The 17,724-nt window shown below is 34.9% G+C and carries 20 protein-coding genes and 2 other annotated features; of the genes, 5 read left to right on the forward strand and 15 right to left on the reverse strand.

Annotation, left to right across the window (positions count from 1 at the left end):
- Positions 1-22 precede the first annotated feature (22 nt).
- The 7 genes from RZ74_RS06005 to RZ74_RS06035 form a co-directional block, all read right to left on the reverse strand.
- Positions 23-979 (reverse strand): LCP family protein, encoded by a 957-nt coding sequence (locus RZ74_RS06005; protein WP_378252568.1) that lies wholly within the window; start codon positions 977-979, stop codon positions 23-25.
- 202 nt (positions 980-1,181) lie between these two features.
- Entirely contained in the window at positions 1,182-2,567 is a 1,386-nt protein-coding gene (locus RZ74_RS06010; protein WP_053950499.1) for a hypothetical protein, read from the reverse strand.
- A 69-nt stretch (positions 2,568-2,636) separates the two neighbouring features.
- The gene (locus RZ74_RS06015; protein WP_053950500.1) at positions 2,637-2,993 is read right to left on the reverse strand and encodes a hypothetical protein; all 357 of its coding nucleotides are present in this window, start codon (positions 2,991-2,993) and stop codon (positions 2,637-2,639) included.
- Between the two features lie 7 nt (positions 2,994-3,000).
- On the reverse strand, positions 3,001-3,324 hold the full coding sequence (locus RZ74_RS06020) for a hypothetical protein (RefSeq protein ID WP_053950501.1): 324 nt from the start codon (positions 3,322-3,324) through the stop codon (positions 3,001-3,003).
- On the reverse strand, positions 3,317-3,778 hold the full coding sequence (locus RZ74_RS06025; RefSeq protein WP_053950502.1) for an NUDIX hydrolase: 462 nt from the start codon (positions 3,776-3,778) through the stop codon (positions 3,317-3,319). Before RZ74_RS06025 ends, RZ74_RS06020 begins: the two co-directional genes overlap by 8 nt.
- A gap of 64 nt (positions 3,779-3,842) precedes the next feature.
- A complete protein-coding gene (locus RZ74_RS06030) occupies positions 3,843-5,141 on the reverse strand; it encodes a Y-family DNA polymerase (protein ID WP_053950503.1) in 1,299 nt (432 codons plus the stop codon).
- Between the two features lie 102 nt (positions 5,142-5,243).
- Positions 5,244-5,558: a SemiSWEET family transporter gene (locus RZ74_RS06035; RefSeq protein WP_053950504.1), complete on the reverse strand. Its 315-nt coding sequence runs from the start codon at positions 5,556-5,558 to the stop codon at positions 5,244-5,246.
- A 171-nt stretch (positions 5,559-5,729) separates the two neighbouring features.
- Positions 5,730-5,956 (forward strand) — a binding site (T-box leader).
- 142 nt (positions 5,957-6,098) lie between these two features.
- Between RZ74_RS06035 and brnQ (RZ74_RS06040) the strand changes: the two genes are divergently transcribed.
- The 4 genes from brnQ (RZ74_RS06040) to RZ74_RS06055 all read left to right on the forward strand — a co-directional run bounded on the left by brnQ (RZ74_RS06040) (position 6,099) and on the right by RZ74_RS06055 (position 10,742).
- Entirely contained in the window at positions 6,099-7,475 is a 1,377-nt protein-coding gene (gene brnQ, locus RZ74_RS06040; protein WP_053950505.1) for a branched-chain amino acid transport system II carrier protein, read from the forward strand.
- Between the two features lie 92 nt (positions 7,476-7,567).
- A complete protein-coding gene (locus RZ74_RS06045) occupies positions 7,568-8,209 on the forward strand; it encodes a hypothetical protein (RefSeq protein WP_053950506.1) in 642 nt (213 codons plus the stop codon).
- Positions 8,210-8,265: 56 nt separating this feature from the next.
- Positions 8,266-8,502 (forward strand) — a binding site (T-box leader).
- A gap of 126 nt (positions 8,503-8,628) precedes the next feature.
- Entirely contained in the window at positions 8,629-10,017 is a 1,389-nt protein-coding gene (brnQ, locus tag RZ74_RS06050) for a branched-chain amino acid transport system II carrier protein (protein ID WP_083437190.1), read from the forward strand.
- Between the two features lie 86 nt (positions 10,018-10,103).
- Positions 10,104-10,742: an LptM family lipoprotein gene (locus tag RZ74_RS06055; protein ID WP_053950507.1), complete on the forward strand. Its 639-nt coding sequence runs from the start codon at positions 10,104-10,106 to the stop codon at positions 10,740-10,742.
- Between the two features lie 51 nt (positions 10,743-10,793).
- On the opposite strand, the gene RZ74_RS06060 is transcribed toward RZ74_RS06055, so the two are convergent.
- Positions 10,794-11,402, reverse strand: a complete 609-nt coding sequence (locus RZ74_RS06060; protein ID WP_053950508.1) for a LemA family protein — start codon at positions 11,400-11,402, stop codon at positions 10,794-10,796.
- Positions 11,403-11,418: 16 nt separating this feature from the next.
- Positions 11,419-12,282, reverse strand: a complete 864-nt coding sequence (locus RZ74_RS06065; protein WP_053950509.1) for a TPM domain-containing protein — start codon at positions 12,280-12,282, stop codon at positions 11,419-11,421.
- A 127-nt stretch (positions 12,283-12,409) separates the two neighbouring features.
- On the opposite strand from RZ74_RS06065, the gene RZ74_RS06070 reads away from it, so the two are divergent.
- Positions 12,410-13,582 (forward strand): tetratricopeptide repeat protein, encoded by a 1,173-nt coding sequence (locus tag RZ74_RS06070; protein WP_053950510.1) that lies wholly within the window; start codon positions 12,410-12,412, stop codon positions 13,580-13,582.
- A gap of 37 nt (positions 13,583-13,619) precedes the next feature.
- Here the strand turns inward: RZ74_RS06070 and pnuC are convergent, their stop codons facing one another.
- The 6 genes from pnuC to RZ74_RS06100 all read right to left on the reverse strand — a co-directional run bounded on the left by pnuC (position 13,620) and on the right by RZ74_RS06100 (position 17,694).
- Complete coding sequence (pnuC, locus tag RZ74_RS06075; RefSeq protein ID WP_053950511.1) at positions 13,620-14,366, reverse strand: nicotinamide riboside transporter PnuC; 747 nt, start codon at positions 14,364-14,366, stop codon at positions 13,620-13,622.
- Positions 14,367-14,673: 307 nt separating this feature from the next.
- On the reverse strand, positions 14,674-15,045 hold the full coding sequence (locus RZ74_RS06080; RefSeq protein WP_053950512.1) for a hypothetical protein: 372 nt from the start codon (positions 15,043-15,045) through the stop codon (positions 14,674-14,676).
- A gap of 105 nt (positions 15,046-15,150) precedes the next feature.
- Positions 15,151-15,858, reverse strand: a complete 708-nt coding sequence (locus RZ74_RS06085; protein ID WP_083437191.1) for a CPBP family intramembrane glutamic endopeptidase — start codon at positions 15,856-15,858, stop codon at positions 15,151-15,153.
- 94 nt (positions 15,859-15,952) lie between these two features.
- Positions 15,953-16,747, reverse strand: a complete 795-nt coding sequence (locus RZ74_RS06090; RefSeq protein ID WP_053950514.1) for a CPBP family intramembrane glutamic endopeptidase — start codon at positions 16,745-16,747, stop codon at positions 15,953-15,955.
- A 57-nt stretch (positions 16,748-16,804) separates the two neighbouring features.
- Positions 16,805-17,230: a DUF3021 family protein gene (locus RZ74_RS06095; protein ID WP_148562082.1), complete on the reverse strand. Its 426-nt coding sequence runs from the start codon at positions 17,228-17,230 to the stop codon at positions 16,805-16,807.
- An 8-nt stretch (positions 17,231-17,238) separates the two neighbouring features.
- A complete protein-coding gene (locus RZ74_RS06100) occupies positions 17,239-17,694 on the reverse strand; it encodes a LytTR family DNA-binding domain-containing protein (RefSeq protein WP_053950516.1) in 456 nt (151 codons plus the stop codon).
- Positions 17,695-17,724 lie beyond the last annotated feature (30 nt).

A 17,724-nucleotide genomic window follows, 5' to 3' on the forward strand; every position in this document is an offset into this window, starting at 1 on the left:
AAAACCCGAAGGTTTTGTTTTTTTATTTCAAACTGTTGTTAATTACATTTGAAATTCTAGTTTGTTCACTTCCAGAAACATCTTGGAATGATACCCCGTCTTCATTATCGTTTGTACCATGAGCATAGTCACTCTTAATGTTTTTGTTAGTGTCACGGTAATGAAGAGCTAATTGAAGCATGTCATTCATAGTTAAGTTTGTCTTTAAGTTTTTAGATAGTGAATCTAGGAAGGCTGTATTTAAAACTGTCTTATATGAAATGGCTTTTTTCATTAAGGCTGTTAAAACTAATCTTTGACGTGCTTGACGTCCATAATCACCTTGTGGGTCTTGTTCTCTCATGTTTGAGAACCACATTGCCTTAGTTCCATCCATATGTTCTAGTTGACCTTTAACATAATTTTCACCTTTAAAGCTGAATGTCAAAGGAGATACTACATCAACACCACCAACTTGATCAATCGCTTTTTTAAGACCACCTAGACTTAATACAACATAGTAATCAATAGGAATATTAAAATGTTCTTGCATTGCGTTAATTGCTTCTTTTGCATCCCCATAAGTATATGCGGCATTGATCTTTGATGGAGAATATTGTGGAAAATCAGGTAGGTTAACCTTCATATCACGAGGAACACTCACCATTGTAGTAGTCTTAGTTTTTGGATTTAAAGTAATTACCATCATACTATCAGTACGACCTTTATCACTTCTACCATCGAAATCAGTATCCGTTCCCATAAATAAGATGGATACCGGTTTCTTTTCTTGCAGGATCTTATCAGCATTTCTTACAGACTTAGCTCCAGACGCTTTATAAACATCATTAGCAACTTGATTAGCTTTATAGTAAGCAGCGAATGCCCCTACACCAATTAAAATAACTAATATTCCAACAATCCATAACGTAACTTTTTTCCATGTTTTCATACGTTTCTTTGGCTTTTTATTTTTGTTTTGTTTGCTTACGCGACTCATTTGTTCGTCGTTGTTCACAAGACTCACTCTTTTCTGTTTTTATTTTATATGTATAACATTGTTGGTATTATACAATAAAAAATCACACTCTGCCTTTATATATCGGTACCCTTCATTTTATGAAAGCACATTCATAGTTATTATGTCGGGCACGATATAAAAATATTACATTATTGTTACTAAAAAGGTAGCTAACTTAAAGTTAGCTACCTTTTGCTTGTTTTTTATACATATCAACATTGACGTTGTCAAAGACTCCGTGGAATAGTGCCTGGTTATTATTACCAACTAAATGCCCGATATCAAAATTCTTAATAATGACTTCTTTGTTAATAGATTTAATGTAAACAATTTTTTCAACAATTGTGTTAACACTTTGTTTTGGATTAACATGGATTGCTTTATTAGGATTTTCTTGATATCCCTGAACTGCTTGAGATAAGTTAACAACTGGTAGTACGTAGCGTGTGAATTGATTAGTAGCCAAAAATCCGACATTAATTCCAATCAAAATTGTAAAAGCAGTTAAAAGTAAGTAACTGCTATATTGATTTGATAATCTGGCTTTATATCGACTAATCATCTGTGCCACAATCGTCATCACAAAGAAAATCAACATTGCATAAACCGGATATCCATATCTTGCAATATAAATTGGTTTAACCAAGATTGACACAATAATTCCAGTAAGTGTGGTTAAGATAAATATTGATATAACCATCGTTAATCCAATCTTAAATTGTTTGGACATATTAAAGTAAGCCCAGATCACCGGATAAACACATAATACTAAGAAGGCAATCGCATAAATACTGCCTCCATTTTCGGTAAAAACATCTGCGAATAAGTTGGTAAAATTACCAGAAACCGTTCCCCAAGTTACATCCGGAATCCAATAAGTGCTTTTAACTTGTTGGACTTGGGAGTATGCGACAACACCCCAAGGAATAAACATGATTAAAAAGACCATAATAGATGATAATAACGCATGTGTATCATGACGATTTAGCTGAAACTTAATGAAGTACAAAAGCAGCATCCAACCTGCAGCAACAGCCGCAAAATAATGAGTATATGATGCCAAAGAAGCAAATAATACGGCCAAGACAATATGGCCAGATTTATGCGAATGATCATAATGTTGTAATTGGTTAAATAGTAACGCTAATAATAATGCTGCCAATGCGTACATTCTAATTTGAGTGGAATAACGCATGATACTTGGCGCTAAGAAGAAACCAATCCATTGAATTGCGTGTGATCTTGGCACTCCTAAATTCTTAACAGTTCTAGACAATGTAATAAAAGTTAATATTGCTACGAGATATGAAAATACACGGGCGAACACAACTTGAGTAAATAATGAGTCAGTCCAAAAAGTAGTTACATTTAAAAACGCTTTTAACGAAAGGTAATAAAAAGGTGGATGGACATCCATTGCATCTAGTCTAATAATATCGCCAAAATTATGACTGATTAATGCCATGGTAAAACTTTCATCACGCCACATCGTCGGATGCATGAAAAAGAGCATATAGACAATTGATAATAAGAAGATTCCAAGTGTTAATTTGGCTTTTTTACTCATCCACCATTCACCTTTCGTTATTTGTTACTATCCATTATAACAGAAGTATTTTAGACTTTTATCTATTTACTATTTAACGATTAAAATTTCTGCCATCAACACAATCATTTCAGTTGTATCAACCAATATAGTTACTTGATCAGGTTGTAGATTAACCACAATCCCATTAATAACTTGTTGTTGATTTTCGACGTTAATCAAGGTGATTTCAACAGGTTGTTTCTTTTTTCCTTTTAAATCTAATTGCTTATAAATTTCCTTTTGACTCATATATAAATAACTATCATCAATTGATTCACGCTGTTCTTTACGCAGTGCGCTCACGTGATCGGATAACATAAATCCCTGCCATTTCAGCATCCCTCTATCATGATAGTAATAGTCAAAGAAATTTTGTACTGTTTGATCATCAACATTATGATTCATCTATTTCTCAGTCCCTTCTTTTAGGTCGTTGAATATAGCCTTTCTTACTTTCCCATTTAATTCCTTCAAATCCAGCAAAAACTACGGTTAACTTAAGCTCTTGTTCTATTAAAGATAGTAGTTCTTCTAAATCTAAAATGTTAGTGCTTTTAACATGATGAAGCGGTGTCACTCTAGTAATATGACCTGGTTTAAATCTAATCATGTAGAAATTAAATTGGTGGTCATATGGATCCAACACGACTTTTAAACGGTATTGAACGTTATATTCTCGCTTAAACAGAGGAATTGCACGGTCTAATATTAATCTAGCTGTTTGTTGATTAGTCATAATAAGGGAACCTGTTGTAATAATAGTTTTCTATAATTTTATAGTGCTGATCATTTATTAGTTTAGGAAGGTTGTCTAAGCTAAAATATTTTAAATCCAGTGTTTCATCGCTTAATACACAATTACTTTTACTATCCTTTTTTACGATAAAATTAATAACTACGCACTGCGCCTTATCCCCATTAGGATATTCTTGGATTTGATTTGTAGACACTCCTAAAAGTTCTTGAATAATTACATTAATTCCGGTTTCTTCTTTAAATTCTCTTACGCATGTCTCCCTAGCCGTCTCACCAAATTCCATAGCTCCGCCAGGCAATCCCCAAACGTTAAAATCAGATCTCTTTTGCAATAAAACTTCATTCTTTTCATTCGTTAAAATTCCGCCTGCAAAAGTTAATATAATTGGATAATTACCAATTTGACTTCTAATATCTTTAATGTAATCTGCCATAACTTTTTCGTCCTTTCTAAGTTTTAAACAGGATTATAATCCGTTTGAATTACATTATCTATGATTAGTCATATGCATTTCCTCCATTATGACCACCGACTAACCCGGAACGCTTGAGCATTGTGGCACCCTTTTCTAAACTATGGCCTTTAAAAATGGCGGTCGCACCAAACTTGTCACGAATTTCATCAGTTACTTGGTCTAACTTTGACTTTTTGATTTGAACTTCTGGATTAGAAAAGATGTCTAATTGCTGTGCATTACTATCACTTAATCTGGTATATGAAACGCCGACATTTCTAATTCGTTCGCCGTGCCAATGTTTATGGAACAAGTCCAAAACCGCTCCAATTAATTCCCGATTGTCAGAAGTCGTCGCAATCTTTTGTTCATGCGAAATACTTGTCCGTTCACTACCTTCGCTTTCTACGTATGAAAATCCCAAATATAAATGAACGCAACTAGTTTGCTTTTTACGATGACGTAATCTAGATGCTACTTGTTCAGCAATTTCAGTAATAACAACTTCTAGTTCATGCTTATCTTTATAGTCCCTAGGTAGAACTTGCGAATTTGATAGTCCCTTATCTTTAATCGGCACCTTTTGGTCTAATTGAGCACGATCAATTCCCCATGCAATCGCAAACAACTGATATCCCATTACGCCTAAATGGGCTTTTAATTCGTATGGATCAGTTCGAGCCAATTCTCCTAAATTATGAATGCCGAGTCTTTCTAAGTGTTGTCTAGTGTGCTTACCGATGCTCCAAATTTTATCCAACGGTTGAATTGGCCACACTAATTCCGTAAAGTTTTGATAGCTTAATTGACCAACTAAATCACGATTGTGTTTGGCAAATAAATCCAATGCTAATTTAGCCTGAACTGGGTTATCACCAATGCCGACTGTAGTATAAAGACCAAGTCTTTTTCTAACGGTCTTTTGAATTTTACGGGCAACTTCCGCTGGTGAATTACCAAACAATTGCCATGAATGCGTTAAATCTAAAATCGTTTCATCGATTGAATATGGAAAGCAGTGCTTTTCATCTGCAAACTCATGGAAAATTTGATTAATTTCTAAGTTCTTTTGGATATACAAGTTCATTCTAGGAGGAACTACAATCAATGAATCATCCCAAGGTAAATCGCGCTTTCTAGTAACGTTAGTAATATGGAATCTTTTCTTAGCAGTTGGAGAAGATGCTAAAATCAATCCACCGTTAGTATTATCCTGATCAGACATCACCACTAAACTTGCGGTTAGTGGATTCAATCCTAGTTGAACACACTCAACGCTGGCATAAAAAGACTTATTATCAATCACCATAAATACACCTTTGGGTTCTTTTGAATAATCCATTTGCAGTTCCTCCTTTCGATAAATTTATTATACGAACAAATGTTCTTTTTGGCAAATAAAAAAAAAAGCAGACCGACTTCGATCTGCTCATTAGGCTCTTTATTAATGTACAAACACTGTTACCAGCGTTACTAAACCAAAAATAACTCCCGGGACATTTGAAATAATTAAAGGCCAATCTTTATAGGTCTTAAACCAACCATATAGTGTCCATAATGTTGCGTTAATTGTTGCAACGAATGGTTGAATTGGGCTAACTGGTGTTCCAGAAAAGTTTTGAATAATTTCTGGAATGTATGCAATGTACATAAGTGATGAAGTAAAGATAGCCACTTTACTCATAATTTTTAAGTTTTTGATTCTTTGATCAGAAACTTCTCTTCTTTGATTCTTTGGAACATAATTATCAATCTTCATGTATATATCTCCTCTATCATACTAAAAAATTGACAGCTATTTATTGGTTTATAGTATAGTAATATTATATCACTTGTGAATCAAGGGATTTGTTAAGAAAAGTATAAGAATTATTATTTTAAAAATACTGTTGACATTATTCTCATCAAGTTTTAATATAATGTAAAATAAAAGATTGCTATGAGAAAGTTGAGTAACAACTCACATTAATTTAAGCGAGCTTCGTCTGGTGGAAGGAAGCATTGATTCGGTTGCGAAAATCCCTTTCGAGCGATGTACTGAACTAAAAGTAAAGTGCATGGGGAACGCCCCTTACAGCGTCAGCGTATGTTAGTACGTCAAGGTAGCTTTTTTAGCTACGAATGTAAGGTGGTACCGTGTCGAAAGACGCCCTTAGTCTATGAAAATAGATTAAGGGCGTCTTTTTTTATTCCCGCAATCAAAAAATAATAAAGGAGATGATGGCAATGGATAGTCCGATTGACATTTTACCGATAACAAACATAACTACCACAATTAGATTATTAAAGGAGTCTTACTATGCAAGATTTAAATACCAAACCACTATCAACCAAACAATACTTAGTCGTCAGTTCACTGCTATTTGCCCTCTTCTTCGGAGCTGGTAACTTAATTTTTCCAATTCACTTAGGTCAATTATCCGGATCGCATTGGGTCTTAGCGATGCTGGGTTTTCTATGTACCGGAGTCGTTTTACCACTACTATCAGTATTAGCAATCAGTGTCACTAGATCCAAAGGAGTCTATGACATTGGGGTCCCACTAGGACCTACCTTTGCACTAGTCTTCATGGTCTTAATCCATGCTACAATTGGACCACTATTTGGAACCCCTAGAACTGCTACTGTTCCGTTCGCAGTTGGTGTTCAACCATTCTTACCAGACAAATATGTCCACGTGGGACTACTAGTATTTTCATTCTTATTCTTCTTAGTTGCCTTCCTTCTTTCATACAAGGAATCAACTATCATGGACAGTGTCGGAAAACTATTAAACCCCGTCTTTTTAGTGCTATTATTCGTTGTTTTCTTCCTAGCTTTCCTACACCCAATGAGTTCAGCAGCTGCACAACCCGTTACTGCAGCTTACCAAAACGGATCATTCTTTAACGGTTTCTTAGAAGGTTATAACACTATGGATGCCCTAGCTGGTTTAGCATTCGGGGTAACCGTCGTTACTGCTGTTAATCAACTAGGTAAAACTAATCCTTTTAGTAACGCCAAGGTCACTGCCAAAGCTGGTTTTCTAGCTGAAGGTTTAGTCGGATTAATCTATGTTGTCCTAATCTGGTTAGGTGCCACTACTTTAGGTCATTTCAAACTATCTGCTGACGGTGGAGTCGCATTTAACCAATTAATGGGTTACTACTTAGGAACTACTGGTCACGCACTTTTAGCTACACTACTTACATTAACTTGTTTAACTACTGCAATGGGCTTAGTTGCTGCATTCGCACAAGATTTCCACAAACATTTCCCAGTATTAAGCTATGTTCAATGGTTAGGTCTAATGTGTGTTGCATCATTCTTAACTGCTAACTTCGGTTTGGACACCATCATCCAATGGTCAACACCAATGCTAATGTTCCTATACCCATTTGCAATGGTCTTAATCCTACTTTCAGTATTCTCACCACTATTCCAACGTGATCCAGTCGTTTACTTCTGGGTAGTATTATTTACCACTGTTCCTGCTTTAATGGACATGTTGGCATCATTCCCACCAGTCGTATCACAAAGTGCATTTGCTAAAGTCGTTGGTGGTTTCCAACAACACTACCTACCATTTGCATCAATCGGTATGGATTGGGTCGTATTCGCAGTCGCTGGTTTACTATTAGGCCTAATGTGTCACTACTTAAAAAATAAACGTTTGGCAGCAAACACTGTAGAATAAAGCATCTTTAATAAATCAGAGTTGAGTCCAAGATTCAACTCTTTTTTTATCTCTTCAAAGTGATAACATAGCAATTGAAAGGACGTGTTATCGTGAAAAACAAAAAAGCAATTATTACTGCAATTTCAGCCGTAATTGTCATCATTCTAGCTATCGTGGCATTTGGTGCATATCACCATTCAAACTCTAAAACCGATAAGACTGCTACTAGTTCAACTAGTGTTTCTTCTTCAACACCATCAAGTATCAGTTCATCTTCTATGAGTAGCTCTTCAAGCCAAAAAACAGTTAAAAAAGACACTAAGAAACAAACCACCCAAGACATCAATCCTAACCCAGTCTACAAACCAATCACTAGTAATTACTATGGTAATTGGTACTACGGACAAGTAGCTAAAATCGTGGTTCAACCTGACTTATTCAGAGGCGACCACCCTACTGATCCAGTATCTGGAGAAGGTCCATTAGTGATGGAACGTTATGGTAAAACCGATGCCGTTTACATCGAATCACTATACAAAATCAACACTTACTGGCCAGCCGTGCTTAAGGTTAATGGTGACGAAAGTTATAACGTTATGGTAACAAGTAACGCCAACCAATTTAACGACTTTAAGATTTACACTTCTGTTCCAACTAAGAATCCAATTAAGGAATACACTTTCAAGAAAAGCCATCCCGAATTAGTTGATAAGCACTACATCTCAACTGATGAATTAGATTCTTTAAAATAGTATTTGACTTTCAAAAATTTTACTGCTATATTTTTTAAGTAAATAAATCAGTTTAAATAAAAGCGATGAAAAAGCAGAGTAACATTTAAGCGAGTTCAAGAGAGTCTCTAGTATCTGGAAATGAGATAACCGATTATTTGTGAAAGTATCTTTGGAGCTATATACCGAAATCCTTATGGAGAGTAACGTATATTGGGTACACCCATTACAGTGTTAGCGTATGTTAGTACGTGAAGTGGCTAATCGAATATCGATTAGCAATTAAGGTGGTACCGTGCGAAAGCACCCTTGGTTCAATACGAACTAAGGGTGCTTTTTTTATTGCTTTTACAAAAAAGGAGATGATGGTTATGACAAATGTCGTGAGTAGTTAATACATGCAATCAATTTAACACCCGTATTTTCAAGGAGGAAACATTATGGACAATGAAATTAAAGACATCAATACAAAACCATTATCAATCAAACAATACTTAATTATCGGATCAATGTTATTTGCACTATTCTTCGGTGCTGGTAACTTAATCTTCCCTATTCACCTAGGTCAATTATCCGGTGCTAACTGGGTCCCAGCAACGCTAGGATTTTTAGCGTCAGGAGTATTACTACCACTATTATCAGTACTTGCAATTAGTATTTCCCGTGCCAAAGGAGTATACGATATTGCTCGCCCACTCGGTCCTGTTTTTGCCATTATCTTTTTAGTTTTAGTTCATTCAACTTTAGGACCACTATTTGCAACCCCTAGAACTGCCAGCGTTAACTTTACTGTAGGAATTGAACCATTCATCCCCGCACCATACGTAAAGATTGCGATGCTAATCTTCACTGCACTATTCTTTATCGCAACATTCTACCTATCATATCGCACATCTAGTATTATCGATAACTTAGGTAAGATTCTAAACCCACTATTTTTAGCATTACTATTCCTATCATTTTTACTAGCATTTATGCACCCAATGGGAAATGCATCCCTACAACCCGTTACTGAAGCATACAAACACCAATCATTCTTCAATGGATTCTTACAAGGTTACAACACCATGGATGCCCTAGCTGGTTTGGCATTCGGGGTTACTGTTGTTGCTGCTGTTAAACAACTAGGTAAGACCACACCAAAATCAAATGCTAAAGTGACTGCTCGTGCCGGTTTAATTGCTGAAGCATTAGTTGGAATTATCTACATCATCCTAATTTGGATTGGGGCTACTACTTTAAACCTATTCAAAATTAGCAACGATGATGGTGGAACTACTTTTAACCAATACATGGGTCACTACTTAGGAATGACCGGGCATGCATTATTAGCTACCTTAATGACTCTAACTTGCGTTACTACTGCCGTAGGGCTAGTGGCCGCTTTTGCTCAAGATTTCCACGATCACTTCCCTCGTTTGTCATATCACCAATGGTTAGCCATTAACTGTTTCCTATCATTTATCATTGCCAACGAAGGATTAACTCTGATTATCACTTGGTCCATCCCGGTATTAATGTTCTTATACCCATTTGCGATGGTTCTAATCATTCTTGGATTATGTACCCCACTAATTCATAAGGATAAAAACGTTTATCTCTTTACGATTATCTTTACTTTAGTCCCTGCCTTCTTCGATATGTTAGCTGCACTACCACCTGTTTTAGCTAACCTATCATTTATCAAAGCACTAGTTCACTTTGAACAAAGCATCCTACCATTTGCATCAATTGGCATGGATTGGGTAATTCCAGCCTTTGTCGGACTACTAATTGGATTAATCATTTACAAAACTAAGGGTCATCAATTAGCCCGCGGTCAAGAATAAAAAAAACGACTATTCCAAATAGGAATAGTCGTTTTTAATTTCTAAAAAGTGTAGAATGGTTATAGAAAATATTTCGGGGGTGCAAAATGAAAAAATTATCTGTGATTGCAGTTGCTTTAATTGCCGTACTATCACTTAGTGCGTGTGGTAAAAAGCAAAAAAGTGCTGATGAAACAACTAAGCCAACTAAACTAGTGAAGTTAGTGAACGATAAAAAAGAAACTAAGTTGATCACTAAAAAGGGAAGCATTGTTTTCTACAAAACTTATCGCGGAACTAGCTACGATAATAATGCCAAGAAACGTTTTGACATGGTATTGTTTAGCTACAAAGCTACTAACAACACCAACAAAATGCTTACTGCAGCTCAAATTGTAAACAATACTAAATTAGTTGCAAATGCTAAGGTCGACGGCAAGAAAACTTCATTGGACCAACCACTAGCATATTCATCAGCTTATCCAAATACAATGTACAATCAACAAAGTTATCTAAATTCATTTGAACAAAGTTGGGATAACGAACCAATCAAGCCTCATCAAACTATTATCGTTACTAGTTCAGACGCATTCCAACTAGTTGACAATGGTAAGAACGAAACGCTAAACATTTCCACTCAAGATGATTACACTAATGCTTCAGTAATTAGTAAGCATCATCATTCAATTGCGATTAACGATATTCACGCTAAGAAAGTTAAAAACGCTATCGACATCGTTAAATAATAAAAAAACGTTGAGAATTAATTTTCTCAACGTTTTTATTTTGCTCTTAAATTAGAAATTAACTGATGGTGCGTTTTGAGCGCTAGTATCAGCTGTAAAGTAGTTAACCTTCTTGTGACCAGTCATACTTGCGACTAATGATCCTGGGAATTTAACTAGCTTATCGTTGTAAGCACGGGCTGCTTGGTTGTAACGATTTCTTTCAACACTAATACGGTTTTCACTACCTTCTAGTTGAACCATCAATGTTTGCATATTGCTGTTTGAAGATAGGTTAGGATATGCTTCTTTAATTGATCCTACTAATACATTAAGTGAACGTTCTTGTGAACTTAATGCACTAACCTTATCTGAAGTTGAACTCGCATTGCTGTACTTAGTTTTGGCATTGTAGTATTCAGTTCTGGCTTTCGCAATATCACCATAAACTGATTTTTCTTGTTTTTGTTGACCTTTAACGGCACTAACTAAGTTTGGAATTAAGTCTGCACGACGTTGTAATACAGTTTGGACTTGTCCTAATTGTTCTTCAACGCCTTGTTCGCTGGTTGCCATACTGTTAGCAGACTTGATAAAGCCACCAATTAACGCAAATAATACAACAACGACAACGGCTAGTGAAATGAACCAGCCTTTTTTATAAAATGGTTTGTTTTCCATGATTTATTCTCCTTTATTAAATCGATGAGCCTCCGCCACCGAAGTTTCCGCCACCACCGGAACTACCAAATCCTCCGCCGTTAGAACCACCATATGATCCACCACGACCGCCAGAACTAAGTAAGCTACCAATGATACCACCTAAGATAAATGAACCTAATCCATCGTCAGAACGGCGACCACCGCCACCACCATAATGATGGTCATTATCGTCGTCATCTTGATTGCGGATAAGTAATATCACTGACACAATTATTGCAGCAATGATAATAAAAACTAATCCGACTACTAAGTAGTTTGGCTTTTTATCAGCTAATTTTTGTTTAGCTTGTTTTTCACTTAGGTTCGCATAGCGCTTGTCTAAGATGGTTGCTACTCGTTGAAACGTATTTTGGATTCCTTTATTGATGTCATTATTATCACTAGACTTCAATAAGGTTTTATTACTTTGTAAGATTTGATTAGTTAGGGCATCTGGCAAGATGTCTTCCACCCCATAACCGGTACTAATTCTAACGTTGTTTTGTCCATTATTTTGTGCAAATAAGATTAAAACACCGTTATCCAATCCTTTTTTTCCAAATTTCCAACGACTATTTTCTAGTAACTGATCAGCATAATCATCGATTGAATAGTTCCCAGTTGATTTAACAGTCATCACCACAATCTGTGGTTTGGTCTCGGTTTGTTGATATTTTTTCTCTTGATTAATCACTAATTGCTTAGTGCTATCACTTAAAATATTAGCATAATCGTCAACCACATACTCTTTGGTCGGTGTTGGATTAGTACTCTCTGCATGACTATCAATTGACTTTGGAGCCATCGCTAACAATAGCAATGGTAACGCCAATACAATTAGCCATTTTAATTTTTTCAACGTATCTCCTCACCCCCATGATTTGATTAGCTACCATACTACAGAAAAGCCGTTTAATAGTAAAGTTTTTTTATTTTGAAAAATTGATTATAATATAGATATTCTATAAAACGACAGGAGCATCACAATGGATTCAATTGACTTAGGAAAAGACAATGCCCAACAGCTAAATAAATTCATTGAATTAGCTGCTCAATGCATTGATGAAGATTGCAGAGACGATGCAATCTCACTACTTAGCTCGGCAATTTCTTTATACCCTGCTAACGCAATCACTCAAGAAGAATTAAATCAAACCGTTCCAACTCGATCAGAAGTCCTAACCAAATTAGGAATTATCTTCTCTGATTCTGGAACTAACTTAGACCCCATCGCAGTCCACTTATTCCAACAAGCCTTAGTTTATGACGCGAACTTTGTTCCAGCAAACTTTTACTTAGGGAAACTATTAATGAACAATGGTAACATCGCACAAGCATTAAAATGCATGCAAAATGCTTTAGATAATAGTATTAAAGGCGATCGTTTCTATCAATCTGCTAAAGATTCGCTTGAAGAAATGAGCGAATTAGTCGATCATGGTGATACCATTTTTGCGATTGATTACTTAATTGGTCAATCCATGTCTCACGCCATCATCGATAGTCCAATCGGGACTTTTAAGAAAATGGATTTCGATCAAATCGAAAACAAATACGACGGTAGCGTTCAATTGTTCCCAACAGAAGCTACCACTAAAAAGTTAAACCAAATTCGTGAATTCAACTCCAACCACGGATTTGAACAAACTAGTTTGGAAGAGTTCTTACCTGCCAATCTACCTTTATTCGAAGCGCATAATGACTTACCTACCTATATTGAAGATAAATATACGTTAGTCGATATGGGAGCTGAAATTTATGACGTTTGTGGGCTTAACGTCGATCCACAATTAACTTTTACATTTTATAAATTAGTCCAAAGGGAAACTAATACCTACTCATATCTATTATTAGCTGGTAAGAGCCCACTAGAACTTAAAGATAAACAATTGTCCCACAAAGAAGAAATCGATTATGACGGTGCTATTTTTAACATCTACAAGAACCGCATCCTATACAATCAAGATTCTATTAATTGTTTTATTGCTGCATTGGCGAAAGATTACTTCGGTGATCAATTTAACGATGATAACATCCAAAACTTAGTCATTAAAGGCATTAATGATGAGTCGTTTAACCACGATTTAGAATTTACCGATGACTTTAACATCAATAATTCCCGTGTCAAAGTACTAATCGACACCAACATTGAAGTATAAAAAAAGAAGTTACCAATTGGTAACTTCTTTTTTATTATTAAGCTTCGACCTTGTCAGCGTAAGCTTGTTCTTCTTGCATTAAACGTTTCTTTTCACGTTCATTGAACCATGGTGAAATAGTGAATGCTAAAACATCATTAGCAATGTAGATTGCTGAGTTAACGAACATAGCTAGAGTAGCTGATCCTTGTCTGAAAGTGATGAACCAAAGGATTAATTGAGCCACACCAGATGCTAACCACCAGAAGTATTGGTTGTTGTAACGTAGGAAACAGATGATTCCAGCAGTTAAACAAACCGCAAAACTGAAGGCATCGTAGAATGGACGAGGTTCATTTGTTAGTGCTTGAATTGCGAAACCAGAACCAATGTAAACAATAAATGTGAATAGAATTGAAACGATCCAACTCTTAGCATTGAATTTTCTAATCTTAGAAACCATGTTTACGTTCCAGTTTTTACTCATTAAAACAGGAATATCTAAAGTAATAACGTAAGCAATTTGTTCACCAATACTTAGGAAGTTCTTTGCAGAAAAACCAACAACGATAAAGCAAAGTGCTGATAAAATACCTAATACACCGTTAACTGATTTAGCAGCATTGATTGCTAGCACACATAGAACTCCTAAAGTAGTTCCAATGAAAGTAAGAATTGATAACCATGTAATTGGTGCGTTTACCAAAGTCATTACTTGGCAACCTAAACTGAAAAAAAATAAGTAGTAGTTTTGTTGTGGCCAACCCTTTAGTTGGTGAGCCAAAAATTTAAAATATGCTGACACAGTGAAAATCCCCTTATTATGATATTTTTGCTTTCAAGCACATATTTTTCCGGAAAAATTATGTAATATACACTATATGTAGTGGTCTTTGCGAAAACAACACTATATATTCTACCACGCTGGTATATTTTTTCAATCCCGTTTTTAGGCCTTAGCGTTTTCTAATCTGTAAAAATTCAGTCATTTCGCTGAATCAATTCGCCGAAAAAAATTTTGAAATAAATTTTGATTAACTTTTTATCACGAATAATTTGCTGTTTTTTTACTTGACCACACATAAAAAACGACCCTCTAAGAAGATCGTTTTTTAGTAAGAATTTTTCTTACTAGATGGACCTATCACCAGTGATCCGGCAAAAACACCAATAAAGATAATTCCACTAACCCCCAACAACACATCATTAAAAAGATGCAAAATCATAAAAAATCCAATTGCTGTTAGGATGAAAAATAATACTGATTCAAAAAAAGAATTATGTGATTGTTTTTCAACATGAAATAAATATGTAAATAATCTGTTAGAGCGGTTAAAAAGCACCACTAAGAAATAAGCAAATAATAATGATGCTGAGCTTAAAATCCAGTTAAAATTTAAAAACTGACAGATAATCATCGCAATTGTTAATGGAGCCCATATTACTAATAGTTCTGACATAAAGTATCGCCAATCAATTCTCATTAACTCGCCACCTATGTAATCATTTATTTATTATTGTATCATTTTGAGTCATTTTTAGGTAGAAGGACAAATAAAAAAAGCAATATCTTCATAGAGATACTGCTTTTAATGATAATAATAATATCCAATTATGGTAATGCCAACTGCATTAATGACGATATGCATGATTATCGGCGATTTAATATTTTTTGTTTGATTATATAGCCATGCCATCCAAAATCCATATTGTGCAAAGAAAACAAACGAAAAAATATTTTGATATCTCATATGAAATAGTCCATATAAAACAGAAGAAACAATCTCGCCTGCCCATTTTAACTGAGTAGGAAAAGCAACATCTAATAAATATGCTCTAAAAACAAGTTCTTCAATTATAGGGGATAAAAACACATAACCTATTATAAGTAATATCAGTGACCATGAATTGTTATACAGGTACTTAGGGAAATGAGTTGCTTGTATGCTAAATCTATTTTGAACAAAAATATCAGACATAAAAATATATGCTTGAGCTATCAAAAACGCTATTACAGTTGCAAATGCAGTAGTTTGGTATCCAGATAAGTCCAACCGTTTGAGAAGCGGTCCTATCCCATAATTTTTATACGCATAAATTGCAAAATTAATCATAATAAAATACGCACCAAAGAACTCAACTGTTAACGTTACATTTTCGATAATTTTATTATTAATTGAGATATATTGAACCGGAATAAACTGAATTGAACTAGCAACCATAAAGACAAGGCATAATGCCACGAAACCTCTTTTTAAAAGGTGATCAGAACTCCAATAGTCACCGTCTCTCAACATTCATCCTTCTTTCTAGGAAACATCAATGTAAAACTATACTTTAATTATTATTCATATCTAATTACTTTGAGAATTATACCACCTAGTAGATAAATTAATTCTTAAGTTTTGGTAAAATTTTATTGCTGTCAAATCGATAGTTAACAATTAAGTATGCAACTACCGCATAGATAACAAGCCAAACGCTTAATGCAATCATTTGTACTCCAGTGACTTGGGAGTAATTAGTTACTTGAAAACCTTTAGGTAAAGTCACAACGTAGTCATAAATAAAGTGCAATAAAATTGGCACGATAATACTGCCAGAACGTACGTAGACAGCTCCTAAGATTAATCCAAATCCAGAGACAGAGACCACTTGCATGGTTGTGAATGAGAATGATTGATTTGCTAAATTAATGTAGTGATATAGGCCAAATAAAACAGCACTAATTACAACTGCTAAGTTCACATGGAATGCGTTTGCTTTCACACGGGTTAGTATCATTAGGACTACTCCTAAGATAACTCCTCTAAACATAAATTCTTCTGGGAAAGCAGCAATAATTCCCGTATCTAATGCACTCCAGAAATGAGGAGTTCTAATTGTAGAAGCAACGATACCAAAACAAATCACCGCAAAAACAATCCAACCACTAGACTTCTTACTTGGTTGCCAGAAAAACTTCTGCTTAAAGAAGTAGTAGTTCAATACTAAAATCGTTAACACTGAAAATGCCTTGAACAGATTCAAAATCAAAATGTAGTGCGTTGACGGATTAATAGATAACATTTTAAAAATAAAACGACAAACTCGACCAAACACAATTTGATCAATCGCGAATTCAGCTACCATAAACAATGGAATTAAAATCCATTGCCAATTATTTTTTAATTTTTGACTTAACATATTGGTCACATCCTAGTTTATTAATAAGTTAATAATAACATACTAAAAAAGCAGCCATTAATGACTGCTTTTGTTTTTCATATTTGCTTTACGTTTTTGAATATCTTCGTTAATTTCTTTACTTGAGCGGTGGAACATAATCGCACTAATCGTACATATAATCACGTAGATGACAATAAATTCTGCCGTAAACGTGATGATTAGCGGATACTCGAATAATGGAAAATGTGAATCGAGGGAAAAGTTTAACCCTATCACGATGAAGAATGTTAATGTTCCATGAATTAGCCATTCCCAGACGATTCCAATCCTTTCGATTTCAAAAATATACGATAATAAACCAACTAAGCCAGAAGCTCCTAAGTATAAAACCTTAAACTTTAATGTAAGGGCGTCGGTATAAACTCCAGTTATCATATATACTAATGATCCCACCATCATTCCAATCAAAAATCTGCCAATAAAGCTGTAAATATATTTCATATTATCCCTCACATTCTAAGACTCTTTTTCAATCCTGGTAAATACTTGCGGCTAATGCTTAACTTCAAATCATTAGTTAAAAACGCGGTCATATTACCTGAAAAAGCAGTCTCCATATAATCTAAGTGATCAATATTAATAATTGATGATTTACTAATTTGAATAAAGTGGTGAGACTTTAATTTGCTATATACATCCTTTAGTGTTCCATTGGTGGTATAAGTGCTTTTGGTGGTGTAAAACATTAATTCATTGTGATAAATTTCAACGCCGATGATATCTGAAATCGACTGCATTTGAACACGATCGGCAGTATTAATTGGAAACCAATTATCATCATTCTTGGATAAATTCTTTAAATCTGCTAATAAATCAATCACTTCGTCACTTAATTGACTTGCGCTAACTTGAATGTTAATTTCGCCATCTGGTAATTGGTTGTCCTGATTGAAATCAATTTTCATGCCACCACCCCCTTAACGTTTATCTTACCA

It is taken from the genome of Apilactobacillus apinorum (assembly GCF_001281175.1).
Taxonomy (GTDB): domain Bacteria; phylum Bacillota; class Bacilli; order Lactobacillales; family Lactobacillaceae; genus Apilactobacillus; species Apilactobacillus apinorum.

What these genes read in the sequence shown, in the direction of transcription:
- RZ74_RS06085 (WP_083437191.1), bottom strand. Translation starts at nt 15,858, where the DNA reads ATGTTGAGAGACGGTGACTATTGGAGTTCTGATCACCTTTTAAAAAGA.
- RZ74_RS06055 (WP_053950507.1), top strand. Translation starts at nt 10,104, where the DNA reads ATGAAAAAATTATCTGTGATTGCAGTTGCTTTAATTGCCGTACTATCA.
- RZ74_RS06095 (WP_148562082.1), bottom strand. Translation starts at nt 17,230, where the DNA reads ATGAAATATATTTACAGCTTTATTGGCAGATTTTTGATTGGAATGATG.
- RZ74_RS06020 (WP_053950501.1), bottom strand. Translation starts at nt 3,324, where the DNA reads ATGACTAATCAACAAACAGCTAGATTAATATTAGACCGTGCAATTCCT.
- RZ74_RS06015 (WP_053950500.1), bottom strand. Translation starts at nt 2,993, where the DNA reads ATGAATCATAATGTTGATGATCAAACAGTACAAAATTTCTTTGACTAT.
- RZ74_RS06100 (WP_053950516.1), bottom strand. Translation starts at nt 17,694, where the DNA reads ATGAAAATTGATTTCAATCAGGACAACCAATTACCAGATGGCGAAATT.
- RZ74_RS06005 (WP_378252568.1), bottom strand. Translation starts at nt 979, where the DNA reads ATGAGTCGCGTAAGCAAACAAAACAAAAATAAAAAGCCAAAGAAACGT.
- brnQ (WP_053950505.1), top strand. Translation starts at nt 6,099, where the DNA reads ATGCAAGATTTAAATACCAAACCACTATCAACCAAACAATACTTAGTC.
- RZ74_RS06035 (WP_053950504.1), bottom strand. Translation starts at nt 5,558, where the DNA reads ATGAAGATTGATAATTATGTTCCAAAGAATCAAAGAAGAGAAGTTTCT.
- RZ74_RS06070 (WP_053950510.1), top strand. Translation starts at nt 12,410, where the DNA reads ATGGATTCAATTGACTTAGGAAAAGACAATGCCCAACAGCTAAATAAA.
- brnQ (WP_083437190.1), top strand. Translation starts at nt 8,629, where the DNA reads ATGGACAATGAAATTAAAGACATCAATACAAAACCATTATCAATCAAA.
- RZ74_RS06060 (WP_053950508.1), bottom strand. Translation starts at nt 11,402, where the DNA reads ATGGAAAACAAACCATTTTATAAAAAAGGCTGGTTCATTTCACTAGCC.
- RZ74_RS06030 (WP_053950503.1), bottom strand. Translation starts at nt 5,141, where the DNA reads ATGGATTATTCAAAAGAACCCAAAGGTGTATTTATGGTGATTGATAAT.
- RZ74_RS06025 (WP_053950502.1), bottom strand. Translation starts at nt 3,778, where the DNA reads ATGGCAGATTACATTAAAGATATTAGAAGTCAAATTGGTAATTATCCA.
- RZ74_RS06080 (WP_053950512.1), bottom strand. Translation starts at nt 15,045, where the DNA reads ATGAGAATTGATTGGCGATACTTTATGTCAGAACTATTAGTAATATGG.
- RZ74_RS06090 (WP_053950514.1), bottom strand. Translation starts at nt 16,747, where the DNA reads ATGTTAAGTCAAAAATTAAAAAATAATTGGCAATGGATTTTAATTCCA.
- RZ74_RS06010 (WP_053950499.1), bottom strand. Translation starts at nt 2,567, where the DNA reads ATGAGTAAAAAAGCCAAATTAACACTTGGAATCTTCTTATTATCAATT.